This is a genomic window from Bradyrhizobium sp. AS23.2, from assembly GCF_001908185.1.
Lineage (GTDB): Bacteria > Pseudomonadota > Alphaproteobacteria > Rhizobiales > Xanthobacteraceae > Bradyrhizobium.
Genome location: NZ_LGHM01000162.1, coordinates 1 through 20660, shown reverse-complemented (window position 1 = coordinate 20660; position 20660 = coordinate 1). Strand labels below are relative to the sequence as shown.

Below are 20660 nucleotides of genomic sequence, written 5' to 3'. Positions count from 1 at the left end.
ACCCGGAAATCTACCGGTAAACGACGACAAACAATCGAAGATTCGCCATCTGGCGGGGTGCGCAGGCATCGGGAAGTCTCTATATAGCGAGCGAAAACCGTTAATCGTAACGCCGTCCGCATCCGGCGGGCTTTCAGGCTTCTTGATGAACCAACCTCAACCGCTCGACGGCGCCGACGTTCCCGATCCTGCCGGCGGACCGCTGGAGCGGGCCACGCTGATGGGTACGCTGGCGCATCTGTGGCCCTTTATCTGGCCGGGCGACCGCTTCGACCTGAAGATGCGGGTGGTCTGGTCGCTGGTGCTGCTGCTTGCGGCCAAGCTGATCACGCTGGCCGTGCCGTTCAGCTTCAAATGGGCGACTGATGCGCTGACCGGCGCCAACACCGCGCCGGTGCAGGCCGACAACTGGCACCTCTGGGTGATTGCGTCGCCGCTATTGCTCACCGCGAGCTACGGCGCGATGCGCATCCTGATGGCGGTGCTGACGCAATGGCGTGACGGCATCTTTGCGCGCGTCGCCATGCATGCCGTGCGCAAGCTCGCCACCATCACCTTCGTCCACATGCACGAGCTGTCGCTGCGCTTTCACCTCGAGCGCAAGACCGGCGGCCTGACGCGCGTGCTCGAGCGCGGCCGCGAGGGCATCGAGGTCATCGTGCGTATGGTGATCCTCCAGCTGATCCCGACCATCGTCGAGGTCTCGCTCTTGATGGCCGTGCTGCTCTGGCAGTTCGACTGGCGTTACGTGGTCGCGACGCTGATCACGGTCACGGTCTACATGTATTACACCTACATCGCGACCGAGTGGCGGATCGGCATCCGCCGCAAGATGAACGATTCCGACACCGAGGCGAACACCAAGGCGATCGACTCGCTGCTGAATTACGAGACCGTCAAGTATTTCAGCGCCGAGACGCGCGAGGCGCAGCGCTACGACAAGTCGGTCGCGCGCTACGAGGAGGCGAGCGTCCACACCTACACCTCGCTCGCGGTGCTCAACACCGGCCAGGCCGTGATCTTCACGCTGGGGCTGACCGCGACCATGCTGATGTGCGCGATCGGCGTGCGCAACGGCACCAACACGGTCGGCGATTTCGTGCTGGTCAACGCCATGATGATCCAGCTCTACCAGCCGCTGAACTTCATGGGCATGGTCTATCGCGAGATCAAGCAGGCCATCATCGACATCGAGAAGATGTTCAACGTGCTGGGCCGGGAGGCCGAGATCAAGGATACGCCGGACGCGCAGCCGCTGGCCGTCTCTGCCGGCACCGTGCGTTTCGAGGACGTGCGCTTTGCCTATGAGCCGGCGCGGCCAATCCTCAAGGGGATCAGCTTCGAGGTGCCGGCCGGCAAGACGGTCGCGATCGTGGGCCCGTCGGGTGCAGGCAAGTCGACCATCTCGCGCCTTCTGTTCCGCCTCTACGACGTCTCCGGCGGAAGGATCCTGATCGACGGCCAGGACATCCGCGAGGTCACGCAGGCCTCGCTTCGCGCCTCGATCGGCATGGTGCCGCAGGACACGGTGCTGTTCAACGACACCATCCGCTACAACATTCGCTATGGCCGCTGGGACGCCAGCGATGCCGAGGTCGAGCAGGCCGCGCGGCTCGCGCAGATCGACCATTTCATCCGCATGGCGCCGAAGGGCTATGAGACCCAGGTCGGCGAGCGCGGCCTGAAGCTCTCCGGCGGCGAGAAGCAGCGCGTCGCGATCGCGCGCACCGTGTTGAAGGCGCCGCCGATCCTGGTGCTGGACGAGGCAACCTCGGCACTCGACACCCACACCGAGCACGAGATCCAGGGCGCACTCGATCGCGTGGCGAAGAATCGCACCTCGCTCGTAATCGCGCACCGGCTCTCGACCATCGTCGGTGCCGATGAGATCATTGTGCTGGACCAGGGACGCATTGCCGAACGCGGTACTCACGCCAAGCTGCTCGAGCAGGGCGGCCTCTATGCCAGCATGTGGAACAGGCAGCGCGAGGCCGAGGCTGCACGCGAAAAACTGGCCAGGATGGCCGACAGCGGCGACGCGCCCAACCGGGAGCCACCGCCGGTCGACGACGCCCTGACGCCAGCGGCCGCGGAGTGAGCTTGTCTCCGGTCCCAACTCTGGCCTAAACAACTGCACCGCGCGGGACGACCTGCGCGCCACCAACCCTGAGCGGCAGATAGCGATGTCCATTCTCGATTCGATCCAGCGTCAGATCCCGCCGATCCACAAGGAGGGCTATCCCTTCATCGGCGGCTTTGCGCTCGCAAGCCTCGTCCTGTTCTGGTTGTGGTCGCCGCTCGGGTGGATCGGCACGATACTGACCGTGTGGTGCGCGCTGTTCTTCCGCGACCCCGTGCGCGTCACGCCGGTGCGCGAGGGGCTCGTGGTATCGCCGGCCGACGGCCGCGTCTCGATGATCACCATGGCGCTGCCGCCGGCCGAGCTCGGGCTCGGCGACCGGCCGCTGCCGCGCATCTCGGTCTTCATGAGCGTGTTCAACTGCCATGTGAACCGCAGCCCGATCGCGGGCAGGGTGGACCGCATCGCCTATCGGCCCGGCCTGTTCATCAATGCCGAACTGGACAAGGCGAGCGAGGACAATGAGCGCAACTCGCTGGTCATCTCGACGCCCACGGCGCGGATCGGCGTGATCCAGATCGCAGGCCTGGTCGCCAAGCGCATCGTTTGCTTCGTCAGGGAAGGGCAGGCGATCGGGGCCGGTGAGCGCTTCGGTCTGATCCGCTTCGGCTCGCGCCTCGATGTCTACCTGCCGCCGGGCACCAAGGCACTGGTCTCGGAGGGGCAGACCGCGATCGCCGGCGAGACGATCCTGGCCGACCTCGCCGCCGACGACCCGAGCCGCGCCTATCGCGCCAATTAGCCAAAAGCCGGTCCATGGGGGCCTTCCGCCGCAATGGCGGAGAGGGACGCGGCTTGCTATATCTCGCCTTAAGGTGAGGACGAGCCATGACGCCCTATGACTTCAAATATACCGATACGCCCCGCCGGCGGTTCCGTCCGATCCCGGTGCGGATGCTGGTGCCCAACGTCATCACACTGCTGGCGATCTGCGCCGGCCTGACCGCGATCCGCCTGTCGATCGAAGGGCGGATGTCGCTCGCCGTCTACGCCATCGTGTTCGCGGCCGCGCTCGACGGCATCGACGGTCGCGTCGCGCGCATGATCAAGGGTCAGTCCAAGTTCGGCGCCGAGCTCGACAGTCTCGCAGACTTCGTCAATTTCGGCGTCGCGCCCGGCCTGATGCTGTATTTCTGGCAACTGCATGAGCTCGGCAATGCCGGATGGATTGCCGCCATGGTGTTTGCGATCTCCGGCGGCCTGCGGCTGGCGCGCTTCAACGCCACCATGGACGATCCGAACAAGCCGGCGTTCGCCGCCAATTTCTTCACCGGCGTGCCGGCTCCAGCCGGTGCGATCACGGTGCTGCTGCCGATATATATCGCATTCCTCGATCTCGGCCGGCTGCCGGCGGCGGTGACGGCGGCCTATACGCTTCTAATCGCCTTCCTGATGGTGTCGCGCCTGCCGGTGTTCTCCGGCAAGACCAAGCGCATGCGCGTGCCGCCCGAGCTGGTGCTGCCGGCGTTCGTCGCGGTCATTGTCTTCATCGCTATCCTGATCGCCTATCCCTGGCACGTGCTCTCCATCGGCACGGTGCTGTATCTGCTCGGCCTGCCGCTCGGCTACAAATCCTATCGCGACCAGGCGCGCACGATGGCGGCCACCGCGCCGGCGGGAGGCGAGGTCTCGTCGCCGCCCTCGGCGCCGACGTTGGCAAATCTGTCGGAGCCGCCGCACGACGATCGGCCCGAACGACTGCACTGAGCGTCAACACGCGGATATCTGCCATGAGGGCGTCCTGAGTTGGGTTGAGACCCGATCTCGGCTATATCGCCTTGTGCCGGTGGCAACACGACAACAGCCGCCAATCTGGGAGAGAACGCCGTGACTGATACCGTGACCGGGCCGCTGCCTGCTTCCGTGCTCGAAGCGCTGGGCCGCTATGACACGCCGACGATCTGCAACGCCATGGAGATCGTGGCGCCCGAGCGCCGCCTGATCGGCTACACCACGAAGCAATTGGTCTGCCCGTTTCCCGATCTGCCGCCGATCGTCGGCTACGCCCGCACAGTCGCGATCCGCTCGGTGCTGAAGTCCTCGCTGCCGGCAGAAGAGCAGGCCAAGCGCCGCATCGAATACTACGAATATGTCGGCACCGGCCACGGCCCGCGCATTTCGGTGATCCAGGACATCGACGGTCCCGATGTCGGCTATGGCGCGTTCTGGGGCGAGGTGCAGAGCAACGTGCACAAGGCGCTCGGCTGCCTCGGCGTCATCACCGACGGCTCGATCCGCGACATCCCGCAATGGGCGCCTGGCTTTCAGGCGTTGGCCGGCTCGATCGGTCCCTCGCACGCCTGGGTGCATGCCGAGAGCTTTGGCGGCGAGGTGCGCGTCGCCGGCATGACCGTGAAGTCGGACGATCTGATCCATGCTGACCAGCACGGCGCCATCGTGATCCCGCTCGACGTCGCCGCAAAGCTGCCGGAGGCCGCCGAACTCTGCGGCCGCCGCGAGACGCCGATCCTGGAGATCGCCCGCAGCCCCGACTTCTCGCTGGAGAAGCTGAAGGCCGCACTGAAGCGCTCGGCGGAGATCCATTGAGTCCGGAGAAGCGTCATGGACATGGCCGGCAAGACGGTGCTGATCACGGGCTCGACCGATGGTGTCGGGCGCTACGTCGCAAGCCGTCTTGCCGCTGCGGGCGCGCGCGTCCTGATCCATGGCCGGAGTGCCGAGCGTGCGAGAGCGCTGATTGACGAAATCAAGAAGGCCGGCCACGTCGCGCCGACCTTCTACCAGGCCGACCTGTCGACGATGGCGGGCACCCGCGAACTCGCCAATGCCGTAAAGCGGGATCATCAACGTCTCGACGTCTTCGTCAGCAACGCGGGCATCGGCTCGCAGAACGACGGGCCGAAACGCCAGGAGAGCGCTGACGGTCACGAGCTGCGCTTTGCCGTGAACTACCTCTCGGGCTTCCTGCTCGCCCATCTGTTGCTGCCGCTGCTGAAGGCCGCAGCACCGTCACGCATCGTCAACGTCGCCTCGCTCGGCCAGCATCCGATCGATTTCGTCGACGTCATGATCACGAAGGGCTACAGCGGCTCACGCGCTTATGCGCAGAGCAAGCTTTCGCAGATCATGTTCACGATCGATCTTGCGGAGGCACTGAAGGGCACCGGCGTCGCCGTGAACGCGCTGCATCCCGCGACCTACATGAATACCACGATGGTGCGCGCAGGCGGCATCACCCCGATCTCGACGGTGGAGCAGGGCGGCGCCGCGATCCTGCATCTCGTCGAGGGCGACGATGTTGCCGATAAGAGCGGGTTGTTCTTCAACGGCATGAACGAGGCGCGCGCCATTCCACAGGCCTACGATGCCGATGCGCGCAGGCGCCTGCGCGCGCTCAGCCTGGAGCTGACGGGGGGTATCGTCCTAGCGCCCCCGATTATGGTTAGCGAAGTGTTGAGATTCCTGTCGGCGGTCGGCAAAGCCGCCGCCATTTCAGCGCGCTGCACCGGTCTGGCGCGACGGCTCAACTTAACCTTTACGGGTCTTTAATGGCGGCCCTCTAGGGTTTCCGATGCGGTTCGGGGTTGGGCCGCGCCAGCGGCCAGGACGGCCGTTGTTGCGTACGCGTTGGAGTATCCCATGGATATTATGACGGGCGTCGGGCTCACGGCGGGCATCGTCGTCATCACGGCGATGATCTTCATGGGCGGCGACCTGCACATGTTCATCTCCGAACATGCGATGATCATCATCTTCGGCGGCTCGATCTCCGCCACCATGATCCGCTTCCCGCTCAGCGCGCTCCTGCACGGCCTTCCGCTCGGCGCCAAGTTCGCCTTCACCATGAGCCGCCTGTCGGCCCACGACCTCGTCGACGAGCTCGCCCGCATCGCCGAGATCGCCCGCAAGCAGGGCCCGGTGGGCCTCGAAAAGGTCGAGACCGACGAGCCGTTCCTTGCCAAGGGCATCCGCTACGTCGCCGACGGCTACGATCTCGACTTCATCCGCGACAATCTCGAGCGCGACCGCGACAACTTCCTGATGCATCTGGACGAGGGCAGCAAGATCTATCGCGCCATCGGCGACTGCGCCCCGGCCTTCGGCATGATCGGCACGCTGATCGGAATGGTGCAGATGTTCGCGAACATGACCGACCCCTCCAAGCTCGGCCCGTTCATGGCGACCGCGCTGCTTGCAACCCTGTACGGCGCGCTCGTCGCGAACCTGTTCTGTTTACCGATCGCCGACAAGCTGCACGGCAAGCTGCTCGACGAGGAGACCAACCGCACCCTGATCATCGACGGCATCCTGATGATCCGCGACTCCAAGAGCCCGACGCTGGTGCGCGAAATGCTGCTGGCCTATCTGCCGGAGAAGCATCGTCAGGCCGAAGGCGAGCCGGTGCCGGCGTAAGGCGCCCGCCGGGATTTTGACAGATGGCCAAGAAGAAACGCGGCGATGCGCACGGCGGCGGTCACGGCTGGTTCGTGACCTTCGCCGACCTGATGGGCTTGATGATGAGCTTCTTCGTGATGCTCGTCGCGTTCTCGACGCAGGACGCCAACAAGCTGAAGATCGTCGCTGGCTCCATGCGCGATGCCTTCGGCGTACAGAGCGAAGCGCGCTACGCCGGCATCGTCGAGTCCGACGGCCTGCCGACGCGTCCGCGGCTGAAGCACGTCGATCACATCCAGCCCGAGGATTCCTCCAACACCCCGACGCCGGACCAGGAGGATCGCGACCGCACGTCGGGCGCCAAGCTCAAGGTCGATCGCAATTTTGCGCTCGCCGCCGCCTCGCTGCGCCAAGCCTTGCAGGACATGCCGGAACTGACCGAGATGTCCAAGCACATCATGTTCGAGGAGACCAAGCAGGGCCTCAATCTGGAGATCGTCGACCAGGACGGCCGTTCGATGTTCGCCGATGGCTCCAAGGTACCCTATGACCGCACCCGCCGCCTGATCGAGAAGCTCGCGATTCCGCTCAAGGCAACGCCGCTCCGCGTCTCCATCGCCGGCCACACCGCGGCTGGATTCGTGCCGACTCGCAGCGACTATGGCGCCTTCGATCTGGCGGCCGACCGCGCCAATGCCGTGCGCCAGATCCTCGAACGCGAGGGCCTGCCGCCGTCGCACATCTTCGCCGTCGCGGGCAAGGCGGACACCCAGCCGCTGTTTCCGGACGATCCATCGCTTGCGGCCAATCGGCGGGTCACGATCACCCTGATGCGCGAAGATCCGCCGCTTCCGCCGAATTTGAAGCCGTAGAGCTTTGCGCTACCATCTTACCTGAGGCATCGCGTCGCACTGGCGACGACTGACCGTTGCTGCGCCGTCACAGTATCGGCGCCTGCTTTGCTGTCCCGATTGACAGGCGCGCAGGAACCGTCAAAAGGCGCCGGATCAACTCTCGGGAAGAAGCGTTTCTAGTCTCACATGGCGGCGAGCATCACATCGACCGAAGCCCAGGAAGGTTCGGTCACCTCGGGTTTCTGGGGCCTGACGCTGGGAAGCATCGGCGTCGTCTTCGGCGATATCGGCACCTCGCCGCTCTACGCATTCCACGAGGCGGTCAGGGGCGCGGCCCATGGCGAACCGGTCCCGCGAGCCATGGTGCTCGGCGTGCTCTCGCTGATCCTGTGGGCGCTGTTTATCGTCGTCACTGCCAAATACGTGCTGTTGCTGCTTCGCGCCGACAACAACGGGGAGGGCGGCACGCTTTCGCTGATGGCGCTCGGCCAGCGTGCGCTCGGGCGGCGGAGCTGGTTCCTGCTCGCGCTCGGCGTGGTCGGCGCTTCCATGTTCATCGGCGATTCCATGATCACGCCGGCGATCTCGGTGCTGTCGGCGGTCGAGGGTCTCAAGCTCGCGACGCCTGCGTTCGAACACTACGTCGTGCCGCTCACGGTCCTCATCCTGGCGCTGCTGTTCGCGGTCCAGAGCAAGGGGACGGCGCTGGTGGCTTCGGCGTTCGGGCCGGTGATGGTGGTGTGGTTCACCTGCCTTGCGCTGATGGGCATCGTCAACATCGCCAACGATCCCTCGGTGCTGGTTGCGATCAATCCGTATTACGCGCTGCAGTTCCTGCTGTCGCACGGCACGATCGGCCTGGTGACATTGGGCGCCGTGTTCCTGGCGGTGACCGGCGGCGAAGCGCTCTACGCCGATCTCGGCCATTTCGGCCGCAAGCCGATCCAGTCGGCCTGGATGTTCTTCGTGCTGCCCTCGCTCCTGATCAACTATTTCGGGCAGGGCGCGCTGGTTCTGTCCGATCCCAGCGCGATCGAACATTCCTTCTATCGGATGGTGCCGGAGAATCTGGTGCTGCCGCTGGTCGGACTTGCGACCGCCGCGACCGTGATCGCGAGCCAGGCGGTGATCACGGGCGCCTATTCGCTGGTCTATCAGGCGGTGCAACTTGGCCTCTTGCCGCGCTTCGAGGTGCGCTACACCTCCGCAACCCATGCTGGCCAGATCTATTTGCCGCGTGTCAACCGGCTGCTTCTGATTGGCGTGTTGCTGCTGGTGATGTTGTTCCATACCCCCAGCAACCTGGCTTCGGCCTACGGCATCGCGGTCTCCACCACCATGGTTGCCGACGGCATCATGGGCTTCGTCGTGATCTGGAAATTGTGGAACTGGCGTGCCGCCGCGGCTGCGGCGGTGATCGTGCCCTTCGTCGTGGTCGACATGAGCTTCTTCAGCGCCAACCTGCTCAAGCTGCTCGAAGGCGCCTGGGTGCCGCTGCTGTTCGGCGTCGCCATGGCGGGGACGATCTGGACCTGGCGGCGCGGGTCGGCAATCCTGATCCAGAAGACGCGCCGGATCGAGGTGCCGCTGGATGATCTGATCCGCAGCCTGGAGAAGCGGCCGCCGCACATCGTCAAGGGCACCGCGGTGTTCCTGACCAGCGATCCCGCCTTCGTGCCGACGGCGCTATTGCACAATCTCAAGCACAACAAGGTGCTGCACGAGCACAACGTGATCCTCACCATCGAGACCGCGCAGACGCCGCGGGTCGATCTGTCCGAGCGATTCCGGATGGAGAAGATCAGCGACAAGTTCTCGAAGGTCCGGCTGCGCTTCGGCTACATGGAGCAACCGAACGTTCCCAAGGCGCTCGCGATCGCGCGCAAGCAGGGCTGGCAGTTCGACATCATGTCGACGTCGTTCTTCGTGTCGCGAAGGTCGTTGAAGGCCTCGGCACAGTCGGGTATGCCATTGTGGCAGGACCACATCTTCATTGCGCTGAGCCGGTCTGCCAATGACGCCACCGACTATTTCCAGATTCCGACGGGGCGGGTGGTTGAAGTCGGAACCCAAGTGACTATTTGAGCGCAATTGGCGGACCCATGCGAATTTTGCATGGTGTGGGCTCAAAATCGGGCTAGGCTATGCCATCAGCGCAGGACTATAAGCCGCGCGCTCTTCCAGCCGTAGTGCGGCGAAGCATTTTTAGAGGCCACCGGGCTCTCCCATGACAAGCGACGTAGCGATTTCCGCCCCGGAAACGGCGGCGGCCAATGGCCATGGCGAGGCCCATACAACCGCCGGTTTCGGTGCGCTGACGCTCGGCAGCATCGGTGTCGTCTATGGCGATATCGGCACCAGCCCGCTCTATGCGTTCCGCGAGGCAGTGCTGGCGGCTTCGGGCGTGGAGGGGGTGCCGACGTCGGCGGCCGTTCTCGGTGTGGTGTCTCTCATCCTCTGGGCGCTCATCGTCGTGGTGACGCTCAAATACGTCGTGATCCTGCTGCGCGCCGACAACAATGGCGAGGGCGGCACGCTCGCCCTGATGGCGCTGGCCCAGCGCGCGGTCGGTACGCGCGGGGCGACGGTCGTCTCGCTCGGCATCATCTCCGGTGCCCTGTTCTATGGCGATGCTGTGATCACGCCTGCGGTCTCGGTGCTATCGGCGATCGAAGGCATGAAGGATGTCACGCTGCGGTTCGAGCCCTATATCGTTCCACTGACGGTGGTGATCCTGGTTTGCCTGTTCGCTGTCCAGTCGCGCGGCACTGCCCGCGTCGCAGCGTTCTTCGGCCCCGTGATGTGCGTCTGGTTCGCGGTCATTGCGGTGGCGGCGATCCATCCGATCATCCAGCAGCCGCAGGTGCTGTTCGCGCTCAACCCCTTCTATGCCGTGTCCTTCATGTTCCACCACGGCATCATCGGCTTCGTGACGCTCGGCGCGGTGTTCCTGGCGGTCACCGGCGCCGAGGCGCTCTATGCCGACCTCGGCCATTTCGGCAAGCGGCCGATCCAGACCGCCTGGCTGTTCATCGTGCTGCCGTCGCTGGCGCTGAACTATCTGGGGCAGGGCGCGCTCGTCCTTGGCGATCCCGGCGCGATCGTGAGCCCGTTCTTCCAGCTCTTCCCGCAAGGTTTTATGCGCGGCAGCATGGTCGTGCTTGCTACCGCGGCCACTGTCATCGCGAGCCAGGCCGTCATCACCGGCGCCTATTCGCTGACGCGCCAGGCGATCCAACTCGGGCTGCTGCCGCGCTTTGAAATTCGCCATACATCTGAAGCCCATTCCGGCCAGATCTTCATCCCGCGCATCAACCAGCTGCTGCTGGTCGCGGTGATCATGATGGTGCTGCTGTTCCGCTCCTCCAGTGCGCTGGCCTCCGCCTACGGTATCGCCGTGACCGGCACCATGGTGGTCACTGGAATGATGGGCTTTGTCGTGATCTGGAAGGCGTGGAAGTGGTCGCCGGTCGCCGCCGCCGCGCTGATCGCGCCGTTCCTCTGCCTCGACCTGACCTTCCTCGCCGCCAACCTGCTCAAGGTGTTTGAGGGCGGCTGGGTGCCGCTCGCGCTCGGCTCCCTCATGATCACCCTGATGTACACGTGGCGGCGCGGCAGCCGGCTCCTGTTCGAGAAGTCGCGCAAGCTCGAATTCCCGCTCGCCGACCTCGTGGCGATGCTCGAGAAGCGGCCACCGCAGCGCGTGCCCGGGACCGCCGTCTTCCTGACCAGCGATCCTCTGAGCGCGCCGACCGCGCTGATGCATAGTCTGAAACACTACAAGGTGCTGCACGAGAAGAATGTAATTCTCACCATCGAAACCGCGCAGACCCCGCGCATCGATCCGGCCGAGCGCGTGAGGCTGGAGCAGATCAGCCCGACCTTCTCCAAGGTGGCGCTGAAGTTCGGCTTCATGGAATCGCCCAACGTGCCGAAGGCCCTGGCGATCGCCCGCAAGCTCGGCTGGCAGTTCGACATCATGTCGACCTCGTTCTTCCTGTCGCGCCGGGCGCTCAAGCCCGCCGCCCATTCCGGCATGCCGCGCTGGCAGGACCGGCTGTTCATCTCGCTCAGCCGCTCCGCCAACGATGCCACCGACTATTTCCAGATCCCCAGCGGCCGCGTGGTCGAGGTCGGCACCCAGGTGACGATCTAGGCCAGGGAACTTCGGGCCTTCAAAGCGCGCTTCAAGTCGCTGCGATTTAGCTTTAACTTGCGCCGCGCGGCTCAAGCCTTTGTAGCGCTTGATTTTCGTGAGCCGAGAGGCGAGGTTGCCGCCGGCCGGGACCACCCCGGCATGCGGCTGCGACGTTGGAGGATGATGTGGCGAACCAGGTACAGGATCTGACCCCGGAGGAGGTCTCCAAGGGTGTCGAGGAAGGGCGCTATCTGCTCGTCGACGTCCGCGAGCCGAACGAGGTTGAGGCCGAGGCCTATCCTTACGGCGTCGTGGTGCCGCTCTCGACCTTCGATCCCAAGGCGATCCCCGATCCCCATGGCAAGCAGGTCGTGTTCGCCTGCCGCTCCGGCAAGCGTTCGGTGACGGCCTCGCTCGCGGCGCAGGCGGCGGGTCTGGCTTACGACAAGCATCTGGCCGGTGGCATTTTGGGCTGGAAGGCGGCAGGGCTCCCCACCAAGGCCGGTGGCTAACCTCGCGATGACGACCAAGAGCTCTTCGCTGAACAAGGTCTTCGCCGACCTGCCTGTCACCATTTTCGAGGCGATGTCGCAGGCCGCGCGCGACAACAACGCCATCAATCTCGGCCAGGGTTTCCCTGACGATCCCGGCCCTGAGGACATCCGCCGCGCCGCGGCCGACGCCTCGCTGAACGGCTACAACCAGTACCCGTCGATGATGGGCTTGCCGGAACTGCGCCAGGCGATCGCGACGCATTACGGCCATTGGCACGGCCTCAAGCTCGATCCGATGAGTGAGGTGATGGTGACCTCCGGCGGCACCGAGGCGCTGACCTCGGCGATTCTCGCGGTGGTCCAGCCCGGCGACGAGGTGGTCTGCTTCCAGCCGGTCTATGATTCCTACCTGCCGATCATCCGCCAGGCTGGCGGCATTCCGCGCCTCGTGCGGCTCGAGCCGCCGCATTGGCGGCTGAATGAGGACATGCTGAAAAGCGTCTTCAATTCAAAGACCAAGGCGGTCCTCTTCAACAATCCCCTGAATCCGTCCGCGGTGGTCTATCCGCGTGAGGACCTTGAGCTGCTGGCGCGCTACTGCCAGGAGTTCGACGTCATCGCGATCTGCGACGAGGTCTGGGAGCACGTCACCTTCGACGAGCACAAGCACATCCCGCTGATCACCATCCCCGGCATGCGCGAGCGCACCATCAAGGTCGGCTCGGCCGGCAAGATCTTCTCGCTGACGGGCTGGAAGATCGGATTCGTCTGCGCCGCGCCGCCCTTGCTGCGCGTCGCGGCCAAGGTGCACCAGTTCCTGACCTTCACGACCGCGCCGAACCTCCAGGCAGCCGTCGCCTACGGCCTCGGCAAGCCCGACGACTACTTCCTGTCGATGCGCAAGGATCTGACGCGGAGCAGGGACCGTCTGACCAAGGGGCTGGAGAGCCTCGGCTTCCCCGTGCTGAAGTCGCAAGGGACCTACTTCCTCACCGTGGACCTGTCGCCGCTCGGGCTCAACGAGAGCGATACCGAGTTCTGCTGGCGCATCGTGAAGGACTACAAGGTGGCGGCGATCCCGGTATCGGCGTTCTACGAGCAGGACCCCGTGACCTCGGTGGTGCGCTTCTGCTTTGCCAAGAAGGACGAGACCCTCGACACCGCGCTGGAGCGGCTGTCCGACGCGGTACGCGGGCGCAAGAGGTAGGTGAAGATGACGAACGTCGGCCGCTCGGGGCTTTGTCTTGGTTTCGCAATCGCCGCGGCGCTGACGTTGCTTTCCGCTCCTGCGGGGGCCGAGGAGCGCGTCGTCAACTTCTACAACTGGTCCAACTACATGGCGCCTGGTGTCCTTGAGGACTTCACCAAGGAGACCGGCATCAGGGTGGTCTACGACACCTTCGACGCCAACGAGACGCTGGAGACGCGCCTGATGGCCGGCAAGTCCGGCTACGACGTCGTGGTGCCCACCGCCTATTTCCTGCAGCGCCAGATCAAGGCCAACATCTTCCAGAAGCTCGACAAGTCGAAGCTGCCGAACCTCGCCAACGCCTGGCCGATGGTGACCAAGCATCTGGCGACCTACGATCCCGGCAACGACTTCGCCGCCAACTACATGTGGGGCACGACGGGCATCGGCTACAACGTCGCCAAGGTGAAGCAGATCCTGGCGCCCGATGCCAAGATCGACAGCTGGGAGATCGTCTTCAAGCCTGAGAACCTCGCCAAATTCAAAGACTGCGGCGTGCACATGCTGGACTCCGCCGACGACATCTTTCCGGCGGCGCTGAACTATCTCGGGCTCGATCCGAACTCGACCAAGCAGGCCGACCTCGAGAAGGCCGCCGATGTCGTCGCCAAGGTCCGCCCGTCCGTGCGCAAGTTCCACTCCTCCGAATACCTCAGCGCGCTCGCCACCGGCGAGATCTGCTTCGTGGTCGGCTGGTCCGGCGACATCATGCAGGCCCGCGCCCGCGCGGCCGAGGCCAAGAATGGCGTCGAGATCGGCTATGCCATTCCGAGGGAGGGCGCGCAGATGTTCTTCGACAATCTCGCGATTCCCGCGGATGCCAAGAACGTCAACGAAGCCTACGAGCTGATCAACTATCTCTACCGCCCGGACGTTGCCGCCAGGAACTCGAGCTTCCTGTCCTACGCCAGCGGCAACCTCGCCAGCCAGAAGCTGGTCGACCCAAAGATCCTGAACGACAAGAACATCTATCCTGATGAGGCGACGCTCTCAAAGCTGTTCGTCATCACCGCCCGCGATCCCGCCACCCAGCGCATCATCAACCGGCTCTGGACCAAGGTGAAGACGGGGCGCTGAGGGGGCGCGGTCACGCCTCGGATCACCGCCAAAACTAAAATCTGCAAAACAACCCCATGCACAGTAGAACCGTCATCATCGCGTTGCCGGCTGTGGTGGTGCTCGAGTCGCGACGCGGCTTGGCTTTATCGGCGCGCAGGCGCAAAAGCCTGAAGCGCTTCTTCCAGGGCGCGAATTGAGCCGCGAGATGCGCTTGATGTCATCAGGCGCGGCCATTTGACTCGTCGGGCAAAACACCGGCACTATTGCATCGTGGCCATCAGGTCCAAATACCGCGCTCTTGATGCGAAGCATCGAGAGGCATGGCCGCCTACCATTCATAACGTACCGTGCCCTTGCCGGCGTAAGTCTGCGTGCTGCGGGAGAATTCGCCCTCGACGGTGCCTGCAAGCGAGAGGCCGTTTCTCCATTTCATTTCCGCGCGGCCGCTGACGAGCGCGGAATCGGCCGCGGGGCGCGCGCCGTTGACCGTGAAGGCGGCGCCGGGGAGCGTCTGGAAGGCGGCGCTGACGAGGCGGTCGGTGTTGGAGTCATGGGCCCAGGCGAGCCGGCCGCGCAGGGTGAGCACGCCTTCGTTGACGAGGAAGCGCTGGTCGGTGCGCGCGCCGAGCTCGGTGCGGATGTTGGTCGTGTCTTGTGAGGCGTATGAGAGCGCAAACTGGTTGCTGCCGACGAGCGCGGTCTCGCCGTAGCCGGGCAGGTGGAAGGAGGTCGCTTGTACCGCCGCGTAGGGCGTGACGCCGAAGGTGGAGGCGGGAATTGGGGCAAAGCGCCAGCCCGTTTCCAGGCGGCCGGCAAAGGTGCTGGCCTTGAAGTTCGCGGTCAGCTTGTCGGTGCCTGAGACCGTCACGGTGCGATCCGTGGTCACGTCCTGCCAGCCATAGGCGAGCGCGGCCGAAACATAACCCGGTCCAAAGTTGTGGCGGGCATAGAGGCCGGCCTGGAAGATGTCGGCGCGGCCGCTGCCGAGCGCATCCGCGACCGAGAAATTGAACCCGGCGCCGCCGAGCGCGAAGCCGACCAGCGTGTCCGGCGAGAGGCGATAGTCGGCGCCGACCGCCGTGCCGTAGATGCGGCTGGTGGTCGAGCTCGAACCGGCCACAGCGCTGCCGTTCACCGTGCTCGCGCCGCCGTAGCCTGAGGCCCACACCCCCCCAGCGCCGGTCGATGACATCGCCGCTCGCCTCGCGCGGTGTCACCGCGGCATAGGCCTCACGGATTCCGGCGCTGTGGTTCTTGGCGTCGTCCTGCGCGGTAGCGGCATAGCCCAGCGCTCCGCCGTCGGCGCTGCGTCCGCCGTCCGTGCCGCCATTGAGCGGATCGAGCATATTTATGAACTGCTGCGTGGCGTCGAACGCGGCCTGCGTGCTGGCGGCGCCGGGCTGGCCCGAGACCTGGCTGAGTGCGTGGTTCAATTGCGCACCGCTCATGTTGAGCAACACATCGAAGCCGGCCGGCGGCGTCCCACCGCTCTCGACCGCCTTGTTGATGCCGCCGGCGACGCTGGTCTGGTTGCCACTCGCGCCCGCCGGCAGCACGATCGTGCTTGGATCGAGCACGAGATAGACGTTGTTCAAATCGTAGGTGAGGTGGGGATTGCGGGCAGGACTGAAACTGCCGGTGACGTTCAGCCCGGAGAACCGCGTTCCGCCGAGCCCGCCGGTCGCGTTGAGAATGGTGTAGGTCTGGCTGCGGAAGCTGCCGGGCAGCGCCACGGCCTGCACAGTGCCACCAGTGAGCGTCGCGGCGCCCGAAACATTGGTCCTGTCGGCGGCGGCCGTGGAGACCTCGACCGTATAGAAGCTGCCGGCACTGAAGGTGAGGTTGCCGCTGACGGTGAGCGTGCCGATGGAATTGCCGGGCGCGAGCGCGCCGCCGCTTGCAATCGTGGTGTTGCCGACGATGCCGGTGCCGCCGAGAATGCCGCCGCTGTTCACGGTGACGCCGCTCGACGATGCGATCGAACCATTCACCGCAAGCGTGCCGCCGTCGACCGTGGTGGCGCCGGTATAGGTGTTGGTGCCCGACAGCGTCAGCGTACCGGTGCCGGTCTTGACCAGCGAAGCGCCGGTGTAGCCGCCGGCACCGCCATCCGCGATCACCCCGGTGACGGTGGTCGACAGATTGTTCAAGCCGACCGTCAGTTCCTTGCCGCCGAGATAGAATGTCCCGTTGCCCGCGATCGAGCCCGCGGTAGGTTTGTTGTCGCCGTTCGGGCCGGTGCTCATCGAGAGATCGAAGACAGCGCCGGGCGCGTTGTTGACGAGCTGCGCATTGCCGGGCGTCGAGTTGCCATCGAACAGCACGTTGCCACTGTTTGTGATGGTGGCGCTACCGGCCGTGGCGTTGGTGTCGAACGTCAACTGGCTGTTGTTGGTGATGGTGGCGCTGCCGGCCGTGGAGGAGGAGGCGAACAGCAACTGATCGTTGTTGGTGATGGTCGCGCTGCCCGCGGAGCTGGTATCTTTAAATTCGAATGTGCCGGTGCTGTTGTTCGTGATGATCGCGGTGCCGGCGCTGCTGTGGTCCAGGAAAGTCAGCGTGCCCTGGGTGATGTTGGCGATAGTGGCATTACCGGCCGTGCTGGTGCCGTGGAATTCCGTGGTGCCTTTGTTCGTAACGGTCGCGTTGCCGGCGCTGCTGCTGTCCCAGAAGGTCAGCCTGCCGGAGGCGATGTTGGCGATCGTGGCGCTGCCGGCCGTGCTCGCACTCGCAAACGACATGGAGGAGACGTTGGTCATGGCCGCGTTGCCTGCCGTGCTGTTGTCCCCGAAAGTCAGGTAGCTGTTGTTGGTGATGGTCGCATGACCGGCTGTAGCGGAGTTGCCGAATGTCATGCCGCCATTGTTGGTGATGGATGCGCTGCCCGCTGTGCTGTTGTCCACGAAGTACACGGACGATATCGAATAGACGTTGGTGATGTCCGCGCTTCCAGCCGTGCTCGAGCCGGTGAAGGTCAGGGTCCGGTTGTTGGTGATGGTTCCGCTGCCGGCCGCGCTCGTGTCGTTGAAGGTTAGTTGACCGCTGTTGGTGATTGTGGCGGCCCCGGCGGTGCTCGAGTTGTTGAAGTTGATGCTGCCGGTGGAATTGTTGGTGATCGTGGCGGTCCCAGCCGTGCTCGTGTTGTTGAAGGTCAGGGCGCCGCTGTTGGTGATGGTCGCGCTGCCAGCAGTGCTGGTGTCGCGGAAATAGGTCGTGCCATTGTTGGTGATGGCGGCGGTACCTGCTGTGCTGGTGTCGTAGAAACTCAGCTGGCCGATATTGGTGACGCTGGCGCTGCCGGCACTTGTATCGTTGCGGAAATTTGTATTTCCGCTGTTCGAGATGCTGGTGATGCCGCTCGTGTCGGCGTTGACGACGTCGAATGTGGCCCCACTGCCGACGGTGACTGTCCCCAGAACAGAGCCGGTCGCACCGCCACTGCCGATCTGGAGCGTACCGCCCGAAATCGTCGTGCCGCCGCTATAGCTGTTATGTCCGGTCAGGATGAGCGTGCCGGCGCCAGCCTTGATGAGCGACGTGCCGTTCCATCCGGTCGCGGGGTTCGCTGCCTGATCGGTCAGTGCTGTCCCGACCGTGAAGGTGTCGGTGGCGTTGGTCAGCGTGAAGGTGCCATGGGCGAGGTCGTTACCCGCCGTCCAGCTCAGACCGTAGGTGGCGAGGTATTGCAGGTCGTCGGCCGATTTACGGACGGACATCGTGAGGTAGTCTACCGTGCCGCTGAAGCCACCGATGGTGACGTTGGCGAAGTCGCCGCTGATGCCCGATCGGGTGTCGATCAGCACCTTGTCGAGCTGGCTAGCATCGTTGATGCCGCTGATGTTGAAGGCGACGCCGTTGCCGATCGCGACGCGGTCGGCAGACAGCGCGGGGCTGTTCGTGCCCGCGACGATGGATAATGCGGTGTTGTTGCCGAAGGTTACGGTCTGCGCGACATTCAGGGTGGCCGGCGCCTGAATCGCCAAGGTGCCGCCGGTCACATTGAGGTTGCCGCCCAGATTGTTGCTGCCGCTCGCGCTGCCATCGCCGAACTGCAACCGGCCGCTGGAGACGGTTGTGTCGCCGCTATAGGTGTTCGTGCCGGTCAGGATCGTGGTGCCCGAACCGATCTGCTGTACGGAACCGCTGCCGGAAATATTGACGGCCAAGGTGACCGCGTTGCTGCGGTTGAAGGCGAGCACGCCGTCGTTGACGACAGTGCCGGCAATCGAGCCGGTCGTGCCGCCATTGCCGATCTGCAAAGTGCCGGCCGCGATCGTGGTGCCGCCGGTGTAGCTGTTGTGTCCGGTCAGGATCGTGGTGCCCGAGCCGATCTGCTGCACGGCACCGCTGCCGGAAATATCGCCGGGCAAGGTGACCGCGTCGCTGCGGTTGATGGTGAGCACGCCGTCGTTGACGACATTTCCGTCGATCGAGCCCGTCGTCCCGCCATTGCCGATCTGCAAGGTGCCGGCCGCGATCGTGGTGCCGCCAGTGTAGCTGTTGTTCCCGGTCAGCGTCAGCGTGCCGGTGCCGGTCTTGACCAGCGAACCGCCAGTGCCGCCGGAGGCGCCGCCATCCGCGATGACCCCGCTGACCGTGGTGGAAGCATTGTTGCTGCCGACGGTGAGCTGCTTCGACCCCAGGAAATAACTGCCCGCGCCCTCGATCGAGCCGGCGGTCATCCCGGCCACCGTCAGGCCCGAGATGTCGAACGCGCCGCCGGCGTTGGTGAGGAAGCGGGCGCTGCCGCCGCTGCTGGAGTCGTGGAACGCTGTCGTTCCGCCAGCATCGGTGGTGACGGTGGCGCTGCCGGCGCTTGTGCCGTTGTGGAAATCCGTGGTTCCGGAATTCCAAATGCTGGTGATTCCACTGGTGTTTGCGTCAACGAGACTGAATGTGCTGCCGGCGCTGACGGTGACATCGCCCTGGATCGCGCCGGTGCTGCCGACGGTGCCGAGCTGCAGCGTGCCGGCGTTGATCGTGGTGCCGCCGGTATAGGTGTTGGCGCCTGTGAGGATCGCGGTCCCGCCGCCGGCTTTGGTCAGGGCACCGGCGCTGGCTAGCGTCGCGCTGATCGAACCGCCCGAGAGATTGATTGCGGTTGAAGCCGTGATCGTGCCTGTTCCGGTCACGCTGCCGCCATTGACGTTCAACGTCCCGACGCCGAGATTGTAACCTGCGCCGATGTTGACGATCGCGCTTCCGCTGTTGGTCAGCGTGCCAACCCCGGTCATGTTGCCGCCGGTCAGCGTCAGCACGCCGTTGTTCTGGTTTGTGATGTCGCCTGTGACGGCGACGTTGCCGCCGAGCACTTTGATGTTGCCGTCGTTGACGATGCTGTTCGTTCCCGAAGACAGCGTCGCCGTTCCGGTGGGACCGTTAAAATTGATCGTGCCGCCGCTAAGATTGTTCACCGCACCGGCGTCGACAATGGCACCGCCGGCGCCGACATCGATGACCGCGTTGTTGTTGAGCGTGTTGCCGACGCCTTGCAACGTCGCCCCGGCGCCGATGCTGATCGTGCTTCCATTGTTGTTGATCGTCTGGGCGCTCAGCGTGCGGCCGGCGCCGATGGCGATGGTGCCGTAGTTCGTCAGCGTCGTGATGCCGGTTGCGTCATTCGCCGCCGTTGCCCCCGTCACCGACATGGTGACGCCGCCATTGACCTGGACCGTGCTGTTGAAAGCGCCTGCCATCGTCGTGGCGCCGCCGAGTTCGATCGCGCCGATGTTGCTGCCGGCGAGCGCCGTGATGCTGTTGACGCCGCCGGTGATGACGATGGCGGACGAAAGCACGCCGGTCCCCCCGCCAAAAGGCATCGTGTTGGCGGCACCCTGCTCACCGCCGGCGATCGTACCGCTGTTGACGATGGTCAGGTTCTGGCCGACGATTCCATAGCCGCCGGCCTGCGGCCTGGAGGAAATATTCACGTTCTGGAAATCTGTGCCGCCGTCACCGCCCTTGATCGAGCCTGAATTGGTGATCATCAGCCCGGCGGAAGCCGTAGCGGTAACGCCATTGCCGCCGCGCCCGCCGATGCCGTCAGCGGGAGAACTCGGGAAGGGGAGGCCCGGACCGTAACCCGCGCCACCGCCGCCGCCGTTGCCGCCGGCGATCGTGCCGGTGTTGACGAGATTGCTGCCCGTCGTGGCGATGACGCCCGACCCGCCGCCGCCGCCACCACCACCGGCCCCATAGGAGTAGGTCGGGCTGAAGACAGAATTGCCCCGGCCGCCGTTGCCGCCGTTGCCGCCCGTGATCGCGGCGTTGTTCGTCACGTCCGAGGTTAAGGTCAGCCCGGCGCCGCCTGCACCGCCGCCGCCGCCGCCTGCTCCAGCGCTGTAGCCCTGGCCACCCCCGCCGCCCTGAT

13 protein-coding genes and 1 pseudogene are annotated in these 20660 nt (G+C 64.8%); 12 read left to right on the top strand and 2 right to left on the bottom strand.

Annotation, left to right across the window (positions count from 1 at the left end):
• Positions 1-145: 145 nt before the first annotated feature.
• The 12 genes from AC630_RS31840 to AC630_RS31785 all read left to right on the top strand — a co-directional run bounded on the left by AC630_RS31840 (position 146) and on the right by AC630_RS31785 (position 14308).
• Positions 146-2098 (top strand): ABCB family ABC transporter ATP-binding protein/permease, encoded by a 1953-nt coding sequence (locus AC630_RS31840; RefSeq protein WP_074122414.1) that lies wholly within the window; start codon positions 146-148, stop codon positions 2096-2098.
• A gap of 52 nt (positions 2099-2150) precedes the next feature.
• Positions 2151-2882, top strand: coding sequence for a phosphatidylserine decarboxylase (locus tag AC630_RS31835; protein ID WP_283808468.1), 732 nt, complete (start codon positions 2151-2153; stop codon positions 2880-2882).
• An 86-nt stretch (positions 2883-2968) separates the two neighbouring features.
• A complete protein-coding gene (locus AC630_RS31830) occupies positions 2969-3847 on the top strand; it encodes a CDP-alcohol phosphatidyltransferase family protein (protein WP_074122412.1) in 879 nt (292 codons plus the stop codon).
• Between the two features lie 120 nt (positions 3848-3967).
• The gene (locus AC630_RS31825; protein ID WP_074122411.1) at positions 3968-4687 is read left to right on the top strand and encodes an RraA family protein; all 720 of its coding nucleotides are present in this window, start codon (positions 3968-3970) and stop codon (positions 4685-4687) included.
• Between the two features lie 15 nt (positions 4688-4702).
• Positions 4703-5650, top strand: coding sequence for an SDR family NAD(P)-dependent oxidoreductase (locus AC630_RS31820; RefSeq protein ID WP_083636466.1), 948 nt, complete (start codon positions 4703-4705; stop codon positions 5648-5650).
• A 90-nt stretch (positions 5651-5740) separates the two neighbouring features.
• On the top strand, positions 5741-6514 hold the full coding sequence (locus AC630_RS31815; protein WP_074122410.1) for a motility protein A: 774 nt from the start codon (positions 5741-5743) through the stop codon (positions 6512-6514).
• Between the two features lie 23 nt (positions 6515-6537).
• Positions 6538-7368 carry an OmpA/MotB family protein gene (locus tag AC630_RS31810; protein ID WP_074122409.1) on the top strand — a complete coding sequence of 277 codons (831 nt, stop codon included), beginning with the start codon at positions 6538-6540 and terminating at the stop codon, positions 7366-7368.
• Positions 7369-7536: 168 nt separating this feature from the next.
• Positions 7537-9435 carry a potassium transporter Kup gene (locus AC630_RS31805; RefSeq protein WP_074122408.1) on the top strand — a complete coding sequence of 633 codons (1899 nt, stop codon included), beginning with the start codon at positions 7537-7539 and terminating at the stop codon, positions 9433-9435.
• Between the two features lie 142 nt (positions 9436-9577).
• Positions 9578-11506 carry a potassium transporter Kup gene (locus AC630_RS31800; protein WP_074122407.1) on the top strand — a complete coding sequence of 643 codons (1929 nt, stop codon included), beginning with the start codon at positions 9578-9580 and terminating at the stop codon, positions 11504-11506.
• 167 nt (positions 11507-11673) lie between these two features.
• The gene (locus AC630_RS31795) at positions 11674-12000 is read left to right on the top strand and encodes a rhodanese-like domain-containing protein (protein WP_074122440.1); all 327 of its coding nucleotides are present in this window, start codon (positions 11674-11676) and stop codon (positions 11998-12000) included.
• Positions 12001-12007: 7 nt separating this feature from the next.
• Positions 12008-13189, top strand: coding sequence for an aminotransferase (locus AC630_RS31790; RefSeq protein WP_074122406.1), 1182 nt, complete (start codon positions 12008-12010; stop codon positions 13187-13189).
• Positions 13190-13195: 6 nt separating this feature from the next.
• A complete protein-coding gene (locus AC630_RS31785; RefSeq protein ID WP_074122439.1) occupies positions 13196-14308 on the top strand; it encodes a polyamine ABC transporter substrate-binding protein in 1113 nt (370 codons plus the stop codon).
• 310 nt (positions 14309-14618) lie between these two features.
• Here the strand turns inward: AC630_RS31785 and AC630_RS47330 are convergent, their stop codons facing one another.
• Both AC630_RS47330 and AC630_RS47325 read right to left on the bottom strand, forming a co-directional pair.
• Positions 14619-15482 carry an autotransporter outer membrane beta-barrel domain-containing protein gene (locus tag AC630_RS47330; RefSeq protein ID WP_245330576.1) on the bottom strand — a complete coding sequence of 288 codons (864 nt, stop codon included), beginning with the start codon at positions 15480-15482 and terminating at the stop codon, positions 14619-14621.
• 805 nt (positions 15483-16287) lie between these two features.
• A pseudogene (locus AC630_RS47325) lies at positions 16288-19524 on the bottom strand (beta strand repeat-containing protein); the annotation flags it as partial.
• Positions 19525-20660: the final 1136 nt, after the last annotated feature.

Coding starts and splice junctions, on each gene's coding strand:
- AC630_RS31840 (WP_074122414.1), top strand. CDS start 146: ATGAACCAACCTCAACCGCTCGACGGCGCCGACGTTCCCGATCCTGCC.
- AC630_RS31830 (WP_074122412.1), top strand. CDS start 2,969: ATGACGCCCTATGACTTCAAATATACCGATACGCCCCGCCGGCGGTTC.
- AC630_RS31820 (WP_083636466.1), top strand. CDS start 4,703: ATGGACATGGCCGGCAAGACGGTGCTGATCACGGGCTCGACCGATGGT.
- AC630_RS31815 (WP_074122410.1), top strand. CDS start 5,741: ATGGATATTATGACGGGCGTCGGGCTCACGGCGGGCATCGTCGTCATC.
- AC630_RS31810 (WP_074122409.1), top strand. CDS start 6,538: ATGGCCAAGAAGAAACGCGGCGATGCGCACGGCGGCGGTCACGGCTGG.
- AC630_RS31805 (WP_074122408.1), top strand. CDS start 7,537: ATGGCGGCGAGCATCACATCGACCGAAGCCCAGGAAGGTTCGGTCACC.
- AC630_RS31800 (WP_074122407.1), top strand. CDS start 9,578: ATGACAAGCGACGTAGCGATTTCCGCCCCGGAAACGGCGGCGGCCAAT.
- AC630_RS31790 (WP_074122406.1), top strand. CDS start 12,008: ATGACGACCAAGAGCTCTTCGCTGAACAAGGTCTTCGCCGACCTGCCT.
- AC630_RS31785 (WP_074122439.1), top strand. CDS start 13,196: ATGACGAACGTCGGCCGCTCGGGGCTTTGTCTTGGTTTCGCAATCGCC.
- AC630_RS47330 (WP_245330576.1), bottom strand. CDS start 15,482: ATGTCATCGACCGGCGCTGGGGGGGTGTGGGCCTCAGGCTACGGCGGC.